15 protein-coding genes and 1 pseudogene are annotated in these 19,080 nt (G+C 68.1%); 9 read left to right on the top strand and 7 right to left on the bottom strand.

Going from position 1 to position 19,080, the window contains the following annotated elements; all coding sequences use genetic code 11:
- Window position 1 precedes the first annotated feature (1 nt).
- Window positions 2–865: a class I SAM-dependent methyltransferase gene (locus MVF96_RS14320; RefSeq protein ID WP_247449442.1), complete on the bottom strand. Its 864-nt coding sequence runs from the start codon at window positions 863–865 to the stop codon at window positions 2–4.
- Window positions 866–882: 17 nt separating this feature from the next.
- Here MVF96_RS14320 and MVF96_RS14315 point away from each other — a divergent pair, with 17 nt between their 5' ends.
- On the top strand, window positions 883–3,897 hold the full coding sequence (locus MVF96_RS14315; RefSeq protein ID WP_247449441.1) for an ATP-binding protein: 3,015 nt from the start codon (window positions 883–885) through the stop codon (window positions 3,895–3,897).
- Here MVF96_RS14315 and MVF96_RS14310 read toward each other — a convergent pair.
- Together MVF96_RS14310 and MVF96_RS14305 are read right to left on the bottom strand one after the other, a co-directional pair.
- The gene (locus MVF96_RS14310) at window positions 3,847–4,944 is read right to left on the bottom strand and encodes a class I SAM-dependent methyltransferase (protein ID WP_068971359.1); all 1,098 of its coding nucleotides are present in this window, start codon (window positions 4,942–4,944) and stop codon (window positions 3,847–3,849) included. The two genes, MVF96_RS14315 and MVF96_RS14310, sit on opposite strands and share 51 nt — an antisense overlap.
- A gap of 353 nt (window positions 4,945–5,297) precedes the next feature.
- Window positions 5,298–5,876, bottom strand: a complete 579-nt coding sequence (locus MVF96_RS14305) for a 2'-5' RNA ligase family protein (RefSeq protein WP_247449439.1) — start codon at window positions 5,874–5,876, stop codon at window positions 5,298–5,300.
- Between the two features lie 225 nt (window positions 5,877–6,101).
- Between MVF96_RS14305 and rpsA the strand changes: the two genes are divergently transcribed.
- Complete coding sequence (rpsA, locus tag MVF96_RS14300; protein ID WP_058251851.1) at window positions 6,102–7,580, top strand: 30S ribosomal protein S1; 1,479 nt, start codon at window positions 6,102–6,104, stop codon at window positions 7,578–7,580.
- 76 nt (window positions 7,581–7,656) lie between these two features.
- Here rpsA and MVF96_RS14295 read toward each other — a convergent pair whose 3' ends face one another.
- Both MVF96_RS14295 and MVF96_RS14290 read right to left on the bottom strand, forming a co-directional pair.
- Entirely contained in the window at window positions 7,657–8,256 is a 600-nt protein-coding gene (locus tag MVF96_RS14295) for an SWIM zinc finger family protein (RefSeq protein ID WP_058251852.1), read from the bottom strand.
- Complete coding sequence (locus tag MVF96_RS14290; RefSeq protein ID WP_058251853.1) at window positions 8,253–9,848, bottom strand: DEAD/DEAH box helicase; 1,596 nt, start codon at window positions 9,846–9,848, stop codon at window positions 8,253–8,255. The genes MVF96_RS14295 and MVF96_RS14290 overlap by 4 nt, the downstream gene beginning before the upstream one ends.
- Before the next feature lie 234 nt (window positions 9,849–10,082).
- Here MVF96_RS14290 and MVF96_RS14285 point away from each other — a divergent pair, with 234 nt between their 5' ends.
- The 4 genes and pseudogenes from MVF96_RS14285 (at window position 10,083) to MVF96_RS14270 (ending at window position 13,784) form a co-directional block, all read left to right on the top strand.
- Window positions 10,083–10,829 (top strand): TetR/AcrR family transcriptional regulator, encoded by a 747-nt coding sequence (locus tag MVF96_RS14285; protein ID WP_058251855.1) that lies wholly within the window; start codon window positions 10,083–10,085, stop codon window positions 10,827–10,829.
- A gap of 76 nt (window positions 10,830–10,905) precedes the next feature.
- A complete protein-coding gene (gene aztD / locus MVF96_RS14280; RefSeq protein ID WP_416259060.1) occupies window positions 10,906–12,153 on the top strand; it encodes a zinc metallochaperone AztD in 1,248 nt (415 codons plus the stop codon).
- A gap of 128 nt (window positions 12,154–12,281) precedes the next feature.
- A pseudogene (coaE, locus tag MVF96_RS14275) lies at window positions 12,282–13,176 on the top strand (dephospho-CoA kinase).
- Window positions 13,177–13,391: 215 nt separating this feature from the next.
- The gene (locus MVF96_RS14270) at window positions 13,392–13,784 is read left to right on the top strand and encodes a hypothetical protein (RefSeq protein ID WP_396275703.1); all 393 of its coding nucleotides are present in this window, start codon (window positions 13,392–13,394) and stop codon (window positions 13,782–13,784) included.
- A 1-nt stretch (window position 13,785) separates the two neighbouring features.
- Here MVF96_RS14270 and MVF96_RS14265 read toward each other — a convergent pair whose 3' ends face one another.
- A complete protein-coding gene (locus MVF96_RS14265; protein WP_247449437.1) occupies window positions 13,786–14,379 on the bottom strand; it encodes a DUF402 domain-containing protein in 594 nt (197 codons plus the stop codon).
- Window positions 14,380–14,473: 94 nt separating this feature from the next.
- Between MVF96_RS14265 and MVF96_RS14260 the strand changes: the two genes are divergently transcribed.
- The 3 genes from MVF96_RS14260 to MVF96_RS14250 all read left to right on the top strand — a co-directional run bounded on the left by MVF96_RS14260 (window position 14,474) and on the right by MVF96_RS14250 (window position 17,929).
- On the top strand, window positions 14,474–15,139 hold the full coding sequence (locus MVF96_RS14260; RefSeq protein ID WP_247449435.1) for a hypothetical protein: 666 nt from the start codon (window positions 14,474–14,476) through the stop codon (window positions 15,137–15,139).
- Between the two features lie 20 nt (window positions 15,140–15,159).
- Window positions 15,160–17,316 carry an excinuclease ABC subunit UvrB gene (uvrB, locus tag MVF96_RS14255; RefSeq protein ID WP_058251857.1) on the top strand — a complete coding sequence of 719 codons (2,157 nt, stop codon included), beginning with the start codon at window positions 15,160–15,162 and terminating at the stop codon, window positions 17,314–17,316.
- A 169-nt stretch (window positions 17,317–17,485) separates the two neighbouring features.
- Window positions 17,486–17,929 carry a universal stress protein gene (locus MVF96_RS14250; RefSeq protein WP_247449433.1) on the top strand — a complete coding sequence of 148 codons (444 nt, stop codon included), beginning with the start codon at window positions 17,486–17,488 and terminating at the stop codon, window positions 17,927–17,929.
- Between the two features lie 47 nt (window positions 17,930–17,976).
- On the opposite strand, the gene MVF96_RS14245 is transcribed toward MVF96_RS14250, so the two are convergent.
- A complete protein-coding gene (locus MVF96_RS14245; RefSeq protein WP_065632418.1) occupies window positions 17,977–18,894 on the bottom strand; it encodes a hydroxymethylglutaryl-CoA lyase in 918 nt (305 codons plus the stop codon).
- Window positions 18,895–19,080: the final 186 nt, after the last annotated feature.

Below are 19,080 nucleotides of genomic sequence, written 5' to 3'. Positions count from 1 at the left end.
GCTAGTCGGCCTTGTGGCTGCAGAATATGGCTGTTCCCGGAAAGTAGCTGCCGCGCAACGGGCTCCATTGCCCCCAGGTGCGGTCGAAACCGTCCGGCCACTCGGGTTCGATGACGTCGTCGAGAATGAACCCGGCGGCCCGGAGTTCGCGAACACGGTCACCGATGGTGCGGTGGTGCTCGACGTAGGTCAACGTTCCGTCGGCATCGGTCTCGGTGTACGGCGTGCGGTTGAAATAGGGGATCCGTACGGTCAGGCCCTCCGGCCCGGGATCGTCGAGGAACATCCAGCGCATCGGATGATTGACGGCGAAAACCCAACGCCCACCGGGCTTCAGCACCCGTGCGACCTCGTTCATCACCCCGGCCGAGTCGGCGACGAACGGTACCGCGCCGAAGGCCGAACAGGCGGCGTCGAACGACGCGGCCGCGAAGGGCAGGGTCTCGGCGGTCGCCTGGACGAGCGGGACCCGCACGCCTTCCGCCGCCATCGCGTCGAGTCCGATGCCCAGCATCCGCCGCGACAGGTCGACGCCGACTGCGCGCGCGCCGTGCGCGGCCAGCCACCGGGCACAGGGCGCCGAACCGCAGCCGATTTCGAGGATGTCCTGGTCCTCGATGTCCCCCAGGAGCCCGACATCGGCCTCGCGTAAACCCTCCGGACACCATACGAAATCCCCGCCTGCGGCATGGGCACCGAGAAAGTCGCCGTGCTCGACGTGATAGTTCTCCGCGTCGTGATCCCACCACCACCGGCTGGCACGGTCGCTGGTCGCGGAGTCCACGTCGCCGAGGATCCTCGGGGGACGGCTCGACCCCGGGCCGTTCGATGTCGTTTGTTCGGATTCCGCCTGGTTGGGGGACATCCTGCGATGATAAGGCCATGGTCTGTCTCACTCTGCTGGGTCCGGTGGACACACCGGATGACGCGGGTGTGTCCCGACCGCAGTTCGGCACGCCTCGCCTCCGCTGTCTGCTCGCCGCCCTGGCATCGCGCGCGAATGCGGTGGCCGATGTGGACTGGCTGACCGACATCCTGTGGCCCGACGCGCCGCCGGCCACCCCGGAGTCGGCCCTGCACAACCTCGTCTTCCGACTACGAACCACCTTGCGGCGACGTCAGGTCGACGGCCGTCTGCGAGTCGTCACGACCGCGCCCGGGTACACGCTCATCGTCGATCGGACCGATGTCGACACACTGCTCTTCGACGACACCGTGGCACGGGCCGTCGCCGTCGTCGATGCCGAGCCCCAGCTGGCTGTCGATCTGCTCGACCAGGCCGAGAGTCTGTGGCATGGAACGCCATACGGCGAGTTCGCCGACTGTGCCTGGGCGCAGCCGGAGGTCGGGGCGCTCCTCGAACGGCGTGTCCTGGCCGCGGAGACAGCTGCCGATGCCCTGGTCACCCTCGGCCGTCCGGAAGACGCCTATGTCCGGCTGCTGCCCTTCGTCGATGATCATCCCTATCGCGAGGGGCTCCACCTCCGGGTCATGGCGGCGCTGTGGCGGACGGATCGTGCGGCCGAGGCGCTCGATGCCTACCAACGGTTGCGTCGACGCCTCGCGGAGGATCTCGGCACGGACCCGGCCCCGTCGGTCCGCGAGCTGCATGCCCGCATCCTCGACGGGGACCCGCCGCCGCGCCGCGTCCGCGGGGATCGGCGGCCGGCCGGAACAGTCGCGGTACCACATACCGAAATCGGCGCGGCGAACCATGATTCGGGCCAGCTGATAGGCCGGGATGCCGACCTGACGGGCCTGACGGCAACCGTGCGGGGACGCGGGGTCGTCACGGTCCTCGGCCCCGGTGGTGTCGGCAAGACGGCGCTTGTCCGGCACCATGTCCGGTCGGCGAGTGACCGTCCCGTCTGGTTCGCCGAACTGGCAGCGGTCGCGAGCCGCGACGCGGTGGTGCACCTGGTGGCTTCGGCGACGGGCCTGTCGATGCGTCGCGATGTCGCGGCCCTGGACGCACTCACCGGCGCGCTGACCGGTCGACGCGGACTGCTCGTGCTCGACAATTGTGAGCACGTCCTCGAGGCAGCGGTCGAACTCGTTGTCGCGCTGCAGGATCGGTGCCCCGATATCACGGTGCTCGCGACCTCACGGGTGCCGCTGGGAATTGCCGCCGAACAGATCATCTCCCTTGATCCACTTCCGGTGCCGGACGTGGATGCGGCGCCCGCCGCCATCGAGTCGTCGGATGCCGTCCGGCTGTTCTGTGTCCGTGCCCGGGCACGCGATCCACGCTTCGAGCTGAACGAAGCAACGGCGCCGGCGATCGCGGAGATCTGCCGACGGCTCGACGGCCTGCCGCTCGGCGTCGAGCTCGCGGCGACGAAGGCGCGCGCGATACCGCCGGCAGTGCTCGTCGACCGACTGCACTGGCGTTTCCGGGTCCTGCGCGGTCCGCGCGGGATCGCGCCCCGGCACCGGAGCCTGCACGCACTCGTCGACTGGTCCTATGGACTGCTGAGCGACTCGGCGCGTGGTCTGTTCGACGTCCTCAGCATCTTCCCCTCCCGGTTCGGACTCGACGATGCGGAGTTCCTGGCCGCGGCGACGGGAGTGCTGGACCGCGAAGACGTGGCCGATGCGATGGCCGAACTGGTCGACGCGTGCATGGTGTCGGTCGATCCGGGGGGCTACCTCCTCTTGGAGACGTTGCGTGCCTTCGGTATCGATGCACTGGCGAGTCGGGACGCCCTCGACGGTGCGCGGTGTGCGCACACCGCGTGGGTCGCGGATTGGCTCGGTCCGTTGGGGTGCGAGGTCTACGGTCGCGGACACCTCGACGCCGCGCGCCTGATCGATGAACGGCTCGATGACGTGCGGCAGGCGATCGACCATGCGAGTGTTCACGATCCCGCTCTCGCCGACACGATCCTGCAGGGGTCGATCCCCTTCCTCGAACTGACCATGAGTCCGGAGGTCACCGCATGGGCGCGGATGCTCATCGACCGTCACGACGACTCGTCGCTCGGGTCCGCGGTGTGGGCGGTGTCGGCCGGCGGTGCCCGCTTCGATGGCGACCTGCCGACCGCGCGGCGGTGCACGCGCCGGGGCCTCGACGCCGGCCCAGACCCGTCGGTCCGCGTCTACCTCCACATGATGCTCGTGGACATCGGCCTGTTTCAGGGGGATCTCGACACTGCGCTCGACGACGCGCGGACGTTCCGCGAACTCGCACTGGCGGCCGGGATGCCGGGGGCGGCGCACATGGCCGACATCAGTGCACTGCTCATCCGCGCCTACCGCGGCGAGGACGCGTACCCGGCTGCGCGGTCCCTCGAGATCGCCTGTGCCACAGCGGGTGAAGACGTTGTCGCGGCCTGGTGTCGCTACGTGTCCGGCGAGTGTCTGCTCGACGCCGATCCCGGGCGGGCGCGGCAACTCCTCGAGGGTGCCATCGAGTCCGCGCGCCGGCACGGTGACCGGTATCTGCTCGGGGTGGCGATGGCGTCGCGGGCGTCGATCGAGGCCCGTTCCGGCGCAACCGACGCCGCCGCCCGGTCGTACGTGGAGGTGCTCGAGCATTTTCGGCAAGCGGGAAACTGGACGAATCAGTGGGTGACCCTGCGCTCTGTGATCGACGTCCTGGTCGATCTCGGGCGGTGCGAACAGGCCGCTCTGATCCTCGGTGCCACCCGGCGAGCACACGAGGTGGCCGGGTCCGATCCGTTCGGGAACGACGTCGGGCGACTTGGTTCCGTCGAGAATCGAATCCGAGCCGCGCTGGGCGAGGCGGTGACGGACGATCTCGTCGCGACCGGTGCCGCCACGGCTCCGTCCGATGTCGTCGACGTCGCCGTCACCTCGTTGCGGGCCGGGCGCGCACCGGCGGGGTCAGGTCGTCAGCTCGTAGAAGCGGAAGAAGCTGAAGTCCTCGATGGGTAGGACCGTCACGCCCGCGTAACCCGCGTCGTGCGCGTACCGACGCAGCGTCGACGGTCGGAACACCGTGCCGGTGGCCGCGGACGGTGGTGAACTCATCGAGTCCGGCAGACACACCAGCAACGAGAACCCGTACATGATCTTGTCGAGATCGTCTGCGGGACCGTCGAACTCGTCGGATACGGCTTCGTCCATGACGATCAGCGAAGCTCCGGGCGCCAGTGCGCGCCGGACCGCGGCGAGGACCTCGACCGGCCGCGGCATGTCGTGTAGGCACTCGAACGCGAAGGCGGCGTCGAACGGGGCGTGCGCCGCGGCCTCGTCGCCGTCGGCGACGAGGAACGTCACGCGGTCGGTGACACCCGCCGCCTCGGCATGCGCACGGGCCATCCGTACCGACGCCTCGTCGACGTCGAGCCCGATGAAGGTGGCCTCCGGGTAGGCCCGCGCGAGTGCGATGGTCGAGTGGCCCGCTCCGAACCCGACGTCGGCGATCCGCGCCCCGGGCCGGGACAACCGCTCGTGCAGGGCTTCGACACCCGCCAGCGCGGGCGCGAGGCGTGCGTCGAACCAGGGCCGGTTGAGATCGGCCTGGCACTCTCGCGCGTCGGCGCCCAGGGTTTCCCAGCTCACGCCCCCACCGTTCCGGTAGGCATCGAGCAACTCCGGCAGATGGCGTGCCGACGCTGCGAACATGCGGGGGAGGGCGCCGAGGTACGACAGGCTGGTGGTGTCGGTGAGTACCTCGGCGACGCCCGGCGAGATCGCGAAGGTGTGCGGCCGGGTGGTCAGGTCCGCGTCGAGAATGCCGAAGGCGCTCTGCATCTCCAGCCATTCCCGGGCATAGCGTGCGTTGGTGTCGGTTCGTTCGGCCAACCCGTCGGCGGTGAGGGGTCCCGATTCGGCCAGGCATCGGTACCACCCGAGGCGCTCGCCGAGGTACACGCTCATGGTCTCGGCGGTGGCGAGCGTCGAACCGAAGAGTCGTTCGGCGAACTCGTCGGCGCTCGGTGCTGGTCGGTCGGTGGAGGATCTCAGTGTTTCGGTCATGCCCAGATCATCGGGCCGTGGGCTCTCAAGTCACTCTCATCGTGATCTCGGAGTTCTTCACCCGGTGCCGGTGGGACGCGCTCGTCGCCGTGGCGACGACGTGGGTCACAACCTTCGACGACCCCGGGTCCGAAGACCCTGCTTGGGTAACCTGAGCGCCGTGGGCGACCAGACTTGCCGATGCGGTCACGACCGATCGGCTCACGAGCACTACCGGACGGGTACGGATTGCGCGCTCTGCGGCGAGCGGTCCTGCCCGCGGTTCCGTCCGGACTCCCGGCTTCGTCGGCTACTCGGCGCGTTGCCGGGCCGACGGGGGAACGGCGGCTCCTCCGTCTGACTCCGCAGCGCGATCAGCAGGCCCGCCCCGCGAGCACGACGTCGGTTCCCGCATCTGGGTCCCAGCGTCGCAGTGCGGTGAACTCGCCGACGATCTCGGCGCGTATGTCGAGGATGTCGAAGGCGCGGACGAGCTGTTCGGCGTCCATCCGCCGCGCGAGGGTGACGTGCGGGGTCCACTGCCCGGGAGTGGTGTGCGCGAACGGCATTCGGCGACCATCGGTCGAGGCTGTCGCCGTGTCGGCCGGCTCGGGGTCGACGAATTCGGCGGATAGCCGCGAGACCTGGGCGTGGACCGACAGTAGTTCGCTCGACGGCACCACGAGCCGCGCGAGCGTGGATCGTAGACCGCCGCCGAAGACGATCGGAGCGCCGAGCCGCATGCCCACCGGCAGGCGCATGGCGACCGCGGCCAGTGCCGCATCGGCGTTCCCGTCGATCCGGGACGCGGCCACCAGCGTCACGTGGGGCCGATTCGTCGGCCACGCGACGCGACCCTGATGGGGGAGTCCGGCAGCGGCGAGGGCGTCCCATTCGGCCCGAACCTGCTGGTCGGACGAGTCGTCGAGGAGCAGTTCGAGTGAGTGCGCCACGTGGGGATCGTCTCATCTCCCGTCGGGCCGCACGTCCTGGCGGCCTCGTGAGACGAGCCATTTGCCCAGCACAATGCCGCTAGAGTAGGCTTCTACACGCGCGTGTGCCCGATGACGCGCGGTTCGCACCTGCCCTGACCGGTGACAGGCCGGTCCAGGTGGTGTCGATCAACAGAGCTTTGCAGAATCGTACCTACTACACACCTGTCCGGAGCAACTCAACATATGTCGTCCCCCACGATCACCTCGCCGCAAGTAGCCGTCAATGACATCGGCACTGCCGAGGACTTTCTCGCCGCCATCGACTCCACGATCAAGTACTTCAACGATGGCGACATCGTGGAAGGCACCATCGTCAAGGTCGACCGGGACGAGGTTCTGCTCGACATCGGTTACAAGACCGAAGGCGTCATCCCTTCTCGCGAACTGTCGATCAAGCACGACGTCGACCCCAATGAGGTCGTCAACGTCGGTGACGAGGTCGAAGCCCTGGTCCTCACCAAGGAGGACAAAGAAGGCCGTCTGATCCTCTCCAAGAAGCGTGCGCAGTACGAGCGGGCTTGGGGCACCATCGAGGAGCTCAAGGAGAAGGACGAGGCCGTCAAGGGCACCGTCATCGAGGTCGTCAAGGGCGGCCTGATCCTGGACATCGGCCTGCGCGGCTTCCTCCCGGCATCGCTCGTGGAGATGCGCCGCGTCCGCGATCTGCAGCCGTACATCGGCAAGGAGATCGAGGCCAAGATCATCGAACTCGACAAGAACCGCAACAACGTGGTCCTGTCGCGTCGCGCATGGCTCGAGCAGACCCAGTCCGAGGTCCGCAGCGAGTTCCTGCACCAGCTGCAGAAGGGCCAGGTCCGCAAGGGCGTCGTGTCCTCGATCGTCAACTTCGGTGCGTTCGTCGATCTCGGCGGCGTCGACGGTCTGGTCCACGTCTCGGAGCTGTCCTGGAAGCACATCGATCACCCGTCCGAGGTCGTCGCCGTCGGCGACGAGGTCACCGTCGAGGTCCTCGACGTCGATCTGGACCGCGAGCGTGTGTCGCTGTCGCTCAAGGCAACTCAGGAAGATCCCTGGCGCCAGTTCGCCCGCACCCACGCCATCGGCCAGATCGTGCCGGGCAAGGTCACCAAGCTGGTGCCGTTCGGTGCGTTCGTCCGGGTCGACGAGGGCATCGAGGGTCTGGTCCACATCTCCGAGCTGGCCGAGCGCCACGTCGAGGTGCCGGATCAGGTCGTCGCCGTCGGTGACGACGCGATGGTCAAGGTCATCGACATCGACCTGGAGCGTCGTCGGATCTCGCTGAGCCTGAAGCAGGCCAACGAGGACTACACCGAGGAGTTCGACCCCTCGAAGTACGGCATGGCCGACAGCTACGACGAGCAGGGCAACTACATCTTCCCCGAGGGCTTCGACGCCGAGACCAACGAGTGGCTCGAAGGCTTCGAGAAGCAGCGTGAGGCATGGGAGGCCCGGTACGCCGAGGCCGAGCGTCGCCACAAGATGCACACCGCCCAGATGGAGAAGTTCGCCGCTGCTGCCGCCGAGGCCGCCAACGCCCCGACCGACTACTCGTCGGCGTCGGAGAGCCGCGGCGGATCGTCGTCGAGCAGCAGCTCGACCGGCGGATCGTCGGCCGGCGGTTCGCTGGCCAGCGACGAGCAGCTCGCCGCACTGCGTGAGAAGCTGTCGGGCAACGCCTGACACGCCTCGCTCACCGAGCACCATGAAGAAGCCCTCCCGGGAAACCGGGAGGGCTTCTCTCGTCTGGTGCCGACGGTCAGTCGGGCGCCCCGGTGCGACGCCGAGCACTCCAGTAGTCCCGGGCGTCGAAGGTCGTCAGGGCCGCCCACCGTAGCGGCATCCGGCTCGGTGATCCATCGGGGTGGTCCGCGCCTTCGGCGACTCCGCTGAGCCGTGCTTCGAAGTCGCGCAGGCGGAGGGCCAGCAAGGGCTCTCGATCGACGGCCGCGGCGAGGGCATAAAGCGTGGCGAGGATGTGCAGGCACCGGTCGCCGCGGGCGCGGCAGGAGCAGTCGGCGACCTCGAGAACCGGTGACGACCACGACGCCGCTTCGATGAGGCGACGGTGCATGTCGTCGGTCGGTTCGGTGGACTCGCCGAGCACCTCCCGCAGCGTCGTCGTGGTCGCCGGGGACATGGCATCGAACTCGAGATGTGCCATCGACGCCTCGCCGCCACGCTGCACCAGACCGCTGACCGAACGTCCGTCGACGGTGAGCGTGACGCCGCCGTTGCGGGCGACACTGCGGGCTCGTGGCGCCGAGGCGTTGGGGCCACGCGCCGAGATCGGCTCGGCGAGCCGGACGATCTCGGCGCCCCAGCGGGTGAACCCGAATTCGGCAGGAGTGCTGGTCATCGCGCCTCCCGGTGACGCCGCAGGATGTCCATCAATCGCTCGTCGTCGAGGCCGGTCAGCTCGGTGAGAGCGGACGTGTCGTCCGCGTGCGCGCCGAGCATGGACTTGCGCCGGTGCAGGCGATCGATGTGCTCTTCGAGGGATGTGGCCGAGGTCAAGGTGGTGATCGTGACGGGACGTTCCTGGCCGATTCGGTGCACGCGGTCGGACGCCTGGGCCTCGACCGCCGGATTCCACCAGCGGTCGAAGTGGATGACGTCGCAGGCGCGCGTGAGGGTGAGTCCGACGCCGCCGGCTTTGAGGCTCATGACCATCAGACCGGGGCCATCGCCCGACTGGAAGGCGGCGACGAGTTCGTCGCGACGGCTCGCCGAGAGACCGCCGTGGAAGAACGGTGCCTCGACCGCCAGTTGTTCGGCGAAGTGCCGGACGAGGAGTTCACCGGTTTCCCGGTACTGGGTGAAGACGAGCGTGGGGGAGCCGGTACGCAGGTTGTCACCGAGGATCTCTGTGCACACGTCGAGCTTGCCCGAGCGTCCCGCGAGCACCCGGGTGTCGCCGGTGACGAGGCCGGGATGGTTGCAGATCTGCTTGAGCCGGGTGAGTGTGGCGAGAATCCGTCCGTGTCGTTCGAATCCGTCGCCGAAGCCGGTGTCTTCCACGCGCGCGAGGTGAGCGTCGTAGAGCTGCGCCTGTTCGTCGGTGAGATCGACGAGCACCGGATTGCCGATCTTCGGCGGCAGCGCCGAGGCCACACGGGATTTGGTGCGCGCCAACATCACCGGCGCGACCGCCACCCGAAGTCGTCGCAGCGCGCCGGCGTCGCCGTCGTCCACGGCTTTGGTGAAGCGCCGCCGGAACACCGCCCGGTGAGGAAACAGTGCGGGCGCGACGACCCGGAGAATCGCCCAGAGGTCGTCGAGACTGTTCTCGATGGGAGTGCCGGTCAACGCGACGTGAGCCCGGGCGCCGACGGTGCGCGCCGCGCGTGACACCTGGGTGCGCGGGTTCTTCAGGGCCTGCGCCTCGTCGAACACGGCTGTGGCCCAGTCGAATCGACGGACGTCGGCGATGCTCAGTCGCAGTCTCGCGTAGGAGATCACGGTGATCGAACCGGGCCCGTCCGGCGCATGGTCGAGGGGGCCGGTGTACACGTTCAGATCAGGCGCGAAGCGGGCCACCTCGTGACTCCAATTGGTCACGAGGCTGGTCGGGCAGACGACCAGCTGTGGTCCCTCGTGCGCCCGAAGCGTCAGCAGTCCGATCGCCTGGACGGTCTTGCCCAGTCCCATCTCGTCGGCCAGCACGGCACCGCCGGTGACCTCCACGGTGCGGGCCAGCCAGGCGATACCGCGAATCTGATACGGCCGCAGGTGGGCTCGCAGAGTGTCTCGCAGTATGTCCTCGGCGGCGAGAGACTCCTGCAGCGCTGTACGGGCGAAGTCCGCAGTCGTCACCGCCGTCCCGGTGGGATCGATCTCGGCGTGTGCGGCGAGCGGCAGCGGTGTCGCGGAGTCGCCGGCGAGTGTGCGTCGCCACGCTTCGACCGACTCCGCGACTCGGCTCGGATCACCCTGGTCGCACGCGGCCAGGAGTGCCGGGGGATCGACGAGTTCGCAGCGGACGTCGCGAACGACGAGGTCGCGGCCGTCCGGGACCGCGAGACGGCAGGTGTCCGACAGGTTTCCGGCATCGGACTGGTGGGAAGACCAGAGCGCGAACTGGTGCAGGTCCGGCAGATAGGTGGCCTGAGTGGGCAGTGGACGCTCCTCTTGGTACGGTGTACGGGGTTATGACTCAGTACACCGTACGGGAAAGGCGTCGCCGTGTCGACCGCAGATGATGCACGCACGCTGGTCCGACTGCTCTGGCGGGCCGAGGCCGGAGATGGCGGTCCGCGGCGGGGGCCGCGGCAGCGGGTGTCGGTCGACGACATCGTGACGGCGGCGATCGACCTCGCGGACGAGCGCGGGCTCGGTGCCGTCTCGATGCGCGCCCTGGCCGCCGAACTCGGCGTCGGGCCGATGAGTCTGTACACCTACGTGCCGACGCGTGACGTGCTGGTGGCGCTCATGATCGATCACGTGACAGCACGGACTCCGATGCCCGGGCCGGCACCGACCGTCGTCGAGTCCCTGGCGGGAGTCGCGCGCGCACTGCGTGCCGAGTGTCTCGACCACCCATGGCTGCTGGCGGCCTCGCCGTGGCGCCAGGTGCTGGGCCCGCACCGCCTGGCCCGGTACGAGCGGCAGCTCGAACTGCTCGAGGCGACCGACATCTCGGATGTCCAGCGAGACCACATCATCGCACTGCTCGGTGCCTTCGTGGCCGGCAACGCCCGCGAGGCGGTCGGGGAGCGGACGGCCGCCGAGGAATCCGGGATGAGCGACGCGCGATGGTGGGAGATCGTCGGTCCTGAACTCGCGGCGGTCATCCCCGATGGTGCGTACCCCCTGTCGGATCGGGTCGGCAGTGCGGTCGGAGAGATCCATCAGGCGCCCGGCGCCCCCGATGACGCCTTCGAATTCGGACTCGCCCGCGTGCTCGACGGGTTGCGGCCGTTGCTGGCCTGATGCCGGGGTGTTCGCGAGGAGCGGCCGTTGCGGGCCACCATCATCCCATGCGTTGTTGACAATGATTTTCATATCCATGTTCACTGTTCGGGTGTTTGCACAACGGACAAAACTGACCCGCTCTCTCGCGTTTCTCACCGCCGCGTCGTTCGCGCTCGTCGCCTGCGGGAGCGAGGATTCGAGCGAATCCGCGCCCGCCTCCAGCTCGGCCGCGGCCGTCGAGCAGCAGAGCGCCACGCCGCGCCTCGCGCTCAGCTACGACGGCGGCATCCTGGTCCTCGACGCGGAGTCGTTGGAGCAGGTCGCCGACCTCCCGATCGACGGCTTCATCCGACTCAACAGCGCCGACAACGGCCGTAATGTGTTCGTCTCGGAGTCGGACGGGTTCCGGGTTCTCGACATGGGTACCTGGACGCGTCAACACGGCGACCATGGTCACTACTACACGACGACACCGGCCCTCACCGACATGACGTTCGGCGGTGAAGAGCCGGGACACGTTGTGCCACACGACTCCCGGATCGCCCTCTTCACCGACGGCACGGGCCAGGTCGACATCGTCGAGCCCGCCGAGCTCCTGCGCGGGAACCCGGCGTCGACCTCGTTCACACTTCCCGAGCCGCACCACGGGGTCGCGGTGTTCCGTGAGGACGGCACGGTCGTCGTCACCGCCGGAAACGAGGAGTCGCGCAGCGGCATCGCGATCCTCGACCCGGAGCGCAAGGAGATCGTGCGCAACGACCAGTGCCCGGGTGTGCATGGCGAGGCCGCCGGCGCCGGCGGAGTGCTCGCTTTCGGTTGCGAGGACGGACTGCTCATCGTGAACGGGAACGACATCCGCAAGGTCGAGAGCCCCGACGAGTACGGCCGCATCGGCAACCAGGCCGGCAGCGAGGAGTCCCCGATCATCCTCGGCGACTACAAGTCCGATCCGGACGCCGAACTCGAACGGCCGACCCGGTTCTCGCTCACCGACACCCGCACCGGCCAGCTCCGGCTCGTCGACCTCGGCACCTCCTACAGCTTCCGGTCCATCGAGCGCGGTCCCGGCGGGTCCGCCGTGATCCTGGGAACCGACGGTGCCCTACACGTCTTCGACGCCGACACGGCGGCCAAGACCGCCACGATCCCCGCCATCGGCGCGTGGACCGAACCCGACGAGTGGCAGTCCCCGATGCCGAACGTCGTGGTGCAGGAGGGCATCGCCTACGTCAGCGACCCGGCTGCCAAGAAGATCGTCGCCGTCGATCTGAACAAGAACGAGAAGGTCGGCGAGGCGGACCTGCCGCACGAGACCATCGAACTGGCGGCCGTCACCGGCTGATACCACAACCCGAGGAGACCTCGTCTCGACGTCGTGACCAGCTGAGGGTCATCGCGCGAGACGGGGTCTCTGGTTCTCGGCGGGGCCCTTCCAACGTGTCGCAGACGGAATTTGTCACACTGGTGGGCGTGATCAGGCTTGGGCTGACCGGTGGCATCGGGGCCGGCAAATCGACTGTGGCAAAGACGTTCGTCGAGCGGGGCGCGTACATCATCGACGCGGACAAGGTCGCCCGGGAGGTGGTCGAGCCGGGATCCGAGGGTCTGGCTGCGCTCGTCGAGGCGTTCGGTCCGGACATCCTGGCCGCCGACGGGAGTCTCGATCGTCCGGCTCTCGCGGCGAAGGCCTTCGTCGACGACGAGTCGCGGCTGACGCTCAACGGCATCACCCACCCGCTCATCGGTGCGCGGACCCAGGCCATGCTCGACGACGCACCGGCCGACGCAATTGTGGTGCAAGACATCCCGCTGCTGGTCGAGAACCACACGGCGCCGTTCTTCCATCTGGTCGTGATCGTGTTCGCCGAGGCCGACGTGCGGTTGCACCGGCTGACCACCATGCGGGGTGTCGCCGAGGCCGATGCCCGTGCCCGCATCGCCGCGCAGGCGACCGACGAGCAGCGTCGTGCCGTGGCCGACGTATGGCTGGACAACTCGGGCGCCCCCGAGGAACTGGCGGCATCGGCCGCCCGGGTCTGGGACGAGCGCCTCGTGCCGCTCGAGCTGAACGTCCGCGAGCGTCGCGTCGCCGAGTCGGTGCCCGGGCTCGTGGCAGCAGAACCGAATCCCGATGGTCCGTCCGCGCCTGGTGAACCGATTGTGGGCGCTCGCCGGCGAACTGGCCACCGCGGTCGACATCGTCAACCCGGCGACGGTCGAGTTGCGGGTGACCGCACGTGACGCCGGCGCCGCGGAGGGCTTGGCGGATCGTCTCGCCGACGGTGGATTCGCACCGGCCGGACCGGATCAGTACGGGTCCTGTGACCCGGGGCGGCCGGCCGCGGTGCGGGTCGTGACACGCTGACCGGCGGTTGGCACAAAAACTGACTACAAACGTTGCCAAAATTGGCACATGCTGCCCCGTCCGCTGCTAACTTGTGAGTCGCACGCCCCCGCGGTGGGGGTGGTCGCTGAGGACGAAGCCCAGGAGTGGAGTACAGCATGGTCGGTCGGGGAAGTCGGAGTCGCGCGCGGATTGCCAGTGGCGCAATAGCTTTCGGTGCAGTTGCGTGCGCAAGCGTGGCGCTGGCCGCGCCGGCGGAGGCGGCGCTGCAGGGCATCGCGGTGGACACTCTTCCGGGTTACGGCTCGTCGGCCAACGGCTCGTTCAACTACGGGGTGTACGGCGCGGGATGTTCCTACACACTGTCGGTTCTCGTCAGCGATCCGCGTTCGGCGAAGTCGAATCTGAAGGTCACCCTGGTGGGCGCCGGGCGCTCGGTCACGATCTACGACCAGAAGCCCACGAGTGTCGAGATCCGGCCCAAGTGGCGGCCGTCGACCCCGGGCCGCTACCTGCTGAAGGCGACCCTCGACGGAGTCGAGAAGTCGAGGGCGGTCACGGTGGGCACCGGCGTCCAGCTCCCCGACTTCATCCGTAACGGATCCTGTTTCGTGCTGCCGACGTACTGATCTACCGGGCCTCGCCCTGGCGACGGTGGTCGTGGTCGCGAAAGGCCACCGCGCCACCCGCCGCGGCGTCGAGCCAGGCCTGTATGTCGTTGCCGTGTTCCGCCGCACCGACGAGTGCACGCGTGGCGATCCCGACGGCTTCGACGCACTGCGCGGTGTCGAGCAAACCGTCACGGTGGGCCTCGAGCAGCTCGTCGGTGTCGAGCAGCAGGGGAGGGGTGCCCGGCACGTCGACGAGATCGAGGTACCAGTCCTCGGCATGCCACCGGCCGTCGTCGTCGGGGCCGGCGAACCGGCCCACATCCAGGTACAGGCGCTGCCCTTCGCGGTAGCCGCCCTGGTAGTGGAAGATGTTGGCGCGCAAACCCAAAGCGGGTAGCAGCCATGACTCCAGGTGGTCGAATCTGGGGTGCCCGGGAGCGTGGCGCGACATGTACAGCCCGAAGTCGGTGACGCGATACTCCTCGACCTCCCGGACGAATCCCTTGTTGTCGGTGTTCGTCATCGCCGGGACGTCGAAGACCTCGCGTTTCGGCGGGTGCAGCGGGTGCGGTGCTGACCCGGGGTCGGCGGTGCGCCCGCCATCGCTCGTCATGCTCTGAATCTAGACAGCCTCACCGACGATCTCAGGGTGAAAGCCCGAGTTCTCACCGATGCGTCCGACCGCCGGTCCGCGGGATGGTCGGAACATGAGGACTTTCGTCGCCGAACGGGGCCGTGCTGTGGCCCGCGAACGAATCACAGCGCGGCCGACCGTCAAGCGCGCACGGCACGTGCTGTTGTGGATACACGTGCTCTCGTCGGTCTGTTGGATGAGCCAGGCGCTCGCGATGGCGGTTCTGATGCTGAGTCCCGGGGACGGGGGCGCGGTCGCCGCGCACGTCCTCGACACCACGGTCCTGGTGGTCTCTGCCAATGTGTCCGCGATGTCGGGATTCCTGTTGTCCGCCACGACGCCGTGGGGCTTCTTCCTCCACTGGTGGGTCCTCGTGAAGTTCGCGATCACGGTGAGCCAGCTCGTCGTCGGGATCGCGGTGCTCTCACCAGCTCTCGACTCGGCGGCGCGCGCCCGCGAAGTCGCGTCGGCCGGCCTGCTCGCGTCGACGGTCCTGATGGCCACGTTGATCGCGTTCCAGGGCTGGCTGTCGATCGCGAAACCGTGGTCGCGCGTGCCGCGCCGGACCCGCGGCAAGGCGCCGGTTCCGGGCCCGGTGGTCCGGGTCGCGGCGCCCGTCGCGCTCCTCGCCGACGTCGGAGTGTTCGTCGTCGTCGGCCAGCCGATCCCGCTGTGCTCGGCGGTCGTGCTCGTCGCCGCGCTCGTCGGACGCCGGTCCGCGGGAACATCGCTGTCATAGGTCGCGTTTACCCTGGCACTATGGCTTTTGCAGCAGAACGCCCCGTCATCGCGCACTCGGAGTTCCGGCCGGTCGGCGAGATCGAGCGGACCGATGCCCGCCTGCAGGTCGTCAGCGAGTACGAACCGGCCGGCGACCAGCCCGCCGCCATCGAAGACCTCACCCGCCGGATCAAGGCCGGGGAGAAGGACATCGTCCTCCTCGGCGCGACCGGCACCGGAAAGTCGGCGACCACGGCCTGGCTCATCGAACAGGTCCAGCGCCCGACGCTCGTGATGGCGCCGAACAAGACGCTCGCGGCGCAGCTCGCGAACGAACTGCGCGAGATGCTGCCCAACAACGCCGTCGAGTACTTCGTGTCGTACTACGACTACTACCAACCCGAGGCGTACATCGCGCAGACCGACACCTACATCGAGAAGGACTCGTCGATCAACGACGACGTCGAGCGCCTACGTCACTCGGCGACGTCGAGCCTGCTGTCGCGACGCGACGTGGTCGTCGTCGCCTCGGTGTCCTGCATCTACGGCCTCGGTACGCCGCAGTCCTATCTCGACCGGTCCGTCGAGATCGAGGTCGGGCAGGAGATCGATCGCGACGCCCTGCTGCGTCTGCTCGTCGACGTCCAGTACACGCGCAACGACATGTCGTTCACCCGCGGCAGCTTCCGGGTGCGCGGGGACACGGTCGAGATCATCCCGTCCTACGAGGAACTGGCTGTGCGCATCGAGTTCTTCGGCGACGAGGTCGAGTCGCTGTACTTCCTGCATCCGCTGACCGGTGACGTCGTGCGCCAGGTCGACTCGCTGCGCATCTTCCCGGCCACCCATTACGTCGCCGGGCCCGAGCGCATGGAGAAGGCGATGGCGAGCATCGAGCGCGAGCTCGAGGAGCGACTCGCCGAGCTGGAGGGCAAGGGCAAGCTGCTGGAGGCCCAGCGTCTGCGCATGCGCACCACCTATGACCTGGAGATGATGCGTCAGGTCGGGTTCTGCTCGGGCATCGAGAACTACTCGCGCCACATCGACGGGCGAGCCGCGGGGAGCGCGCCGGCCACGCTCATCGACTACTTCCCGGACGACTTCCTCCTCGTCATCGACGAGTCGCACGTGACGGTGCCCCAGATCGGCGGCATGTACGAGGGCGACATGTCGCGCAAGCGCAACCTCGTCGAGTACGGATTCCGGTTGCCTTCGGCGGTCGACAACCGACCGCTCACATGGGACGAGTTCGTCGACCGCATCGGACAGACCGTCTATCTGTCCGCGACTCCCGGGCCGTACGAACTGGGCCAGTCCAACGGCGAGTTCGTCGAACAGGTGATCCGTCCGACGGGACTCGTGGACCCGCAGGTCGTGGTGAAACCCACCAAGGGCCAGATCGACGATCTGGTCCATGAAATCCGTGAGCGAACCGATCGCGACGAGCGCGTCCTGGTGACCACCCTGACCAAGAAGATGGCCGAGGATCTCACCGATTACCTGCTCGAACTCGGTATCCGCGTCCGGTACCTGCACTCGGAGGTCGACACCCTGCGTCGTGTCGAACTGCTCCGCCAGCTGCGGTCCGGTGATTACGACGTTCTGGTCGGCATCAACCTGCTCCGCGAGGGTCTCGACCTGCCCGAGGTCTCGCTCGTCGCGATTCTCGACGCCGACAAGGAGGGCTTCCTGCGGAGCACCACGTCGCTCATCCAGACGATCGGTCGCGCGGCCCGCAACGTGTCCGGCGAGGTCCACATGTATGCGGACAAGATCACCGATTCGATGCGCAACGCCATCGACGAGACCGAGCGGCGTCGCGAGAAGCAGATCGCGTACAACAAGGCGAACGGCATCGATCCGAAGCCGCTGCGCAAGAAGATCGCCGACATCCTGGACCAGGTCTACAAGGAAGCCGAGGACGAGGCCGTGGCGGTCGGCGGTTCCGGACGCAACTCCAGCCGCGGACGCCGCGCACAGGGTGAGGTGTCGAAGGCCGGTAGTTCGGGGGTCATCGAGAAGCGTGACGTGTCGATGATGCCCCGCGCCGAGCTCGCCGACCTCGTGTCCCAACTCACCGACCAGATGATGAGTGCCGCTCGGGATCTGCAGTTCGAACTCGCCGGACGACTCCGCGACGAGATCGCCGACCTGAAGAAGGAGATGCGAGGGATGGACGCGGCCGGGATCAAGTGACGTCTGTTCGGGGTGGCAGCGTCGGGTTCACGATGTGCCGATCACCACGAACGGGGGACAGACGTGCCCGTGGCACACTAATGTCCCCGTGCAGGACCCCTGCATTGTGGGTACACGCGATGACGCCTCGCTGATGGGCAGCGAGGCGAATTCATGTCGAGAGGTTGGGATGAGCTCTTACGAAACCGTCGTCGTCGGAACGGACGGCTCCGAGTCGTCGATGAAGGCTGTGGAGCGTGCGGGTGCACTCGCGGGCGACGCTCAGTTGGTGATCGCGTGCGCGTACTTCCCGAACGAGCGCGGAGCCGGAGACGCCGCGGATGTCCTGAAAGACGAGGCGTACCAGATCACCGGATCGACGCCGACCGAGGAGATCCTGCGAACCGCGAAGGAACGGGCCACCAAGGCCGGTGCGTCGAACGTGGTGCAGCGCCCGGTCAAGGGTGCTCCGGTCGACGCGCTCCTGCAGTTGGTGAGCGACGTCAAGGCCGATCTTCTCGTCGTGGGCAATCGCGGCCTGAATTCGATCGCCGGGCGGCTCCTCGGATCGGTCCCCGCCGATGTGGCCCGCAAGTCGGCGTGCGACGTGCTGATCGTCCACACCACCGGATAGTCGGCGAAGGGTTTCCCACCGGTGCGTTCGCACCGATGGGGTCCCGCTCAGATGTCCCCGTCTCCGCGGACGGCCGGAAATGCTCCGGCACGTCCGAGGAGTGCGGGGACATTCTTGTCGAGGGCCCGGCCCAGCCACGCGGCGGCGTCGATCAGCCCCTGCATGTCGACACCCGTGCTGACCTCGGACCGATCGAGTGCGTAGACGAGATCCTCGGACGCGATGTTGCCGGTCGCCGCGGGAGCGAACGGACACCCACCGAATCCGCCGACACTGGCGTCGATGGCGCCGGCCCCCGAATCGAGCGCGGTGAGAGCATTCGCGTAACCGGTGTTCCGCGTGTTGTGGAAATGCCAGCGCTGTGGAATACCGGGCGCACGCTCCGCCGTGCGGGCGGCGAGATCGCGGACCTGCGCCGGAACCCCGACGCCGATCGTGTCGGCGAGAGCGATCTCGTCCGGGGCGGCCTGATCGGTCAACCGCGCCACGATGTCGGAGATCCGGCGAGGGTCGACCTCGCCCGTGAACGGGCAGCCGAACGCGACCGCGATGGTCACCGTCGTCGCGAGGCCGGCCGCGCGCGCGTCGCGCACCACATCGACGGCCGCCGAAATGGTGTCCTCGACGCTGCAGCCCTGATTACGGTGGCTGAACGCCTCGGTGGCCACGACGACCGCGTTCACCTCGTCGACCGCGGAGGCGAGAGCGCGGTCGAGACCACGACGATTCAGGACGAGACCGATATAGGAGACACCGTCCACGCGGGGCACCCCGGCCATGACCTCCTCGGCGCCGGCCATCTGCGGTACGCGTTTGGGGTTCACGAAACTCACCGCCTCGATCCGGCGCACGCCGGCGTCGACGGCCCGGGCGATGAACTCGATCTTCTCCTCGACGGAGAGCAGGGTCTGCTCGTTCTGCAACCCGTCCCGCGGGCCCACCTCGATCAACTGCACGTCTGACACCAGTCCGATCTTGCCTTGTCCGGCGCTGCGACTCCATCGATCGAGGCCCGCTCGCTTCGCTCCCGGCGCCGGTGTTCATTCGGCCTGCTCGCTTCGCTCCCGGCGCCGGTGTTCATTCGGCCCGCTCGCTTCGCTCCCGGCGCCGGTGTTCATTCGGCCCGCTCGCTTCGCTCCCGGCGCCGGGCG

It is taken from the genome of Gordonia hongkongensis (assembly GCF_023078355.1).
Classification (GTDB): Bacteria; Actinomycetota; Actinomycetes; order Mycobacteriales; family Mycobacteriaceae; genus Gordonia; species Gordonia hongkongensis.
This window is presented reverse-complemented; position numbering and strand designations above follow the sequence as displayed.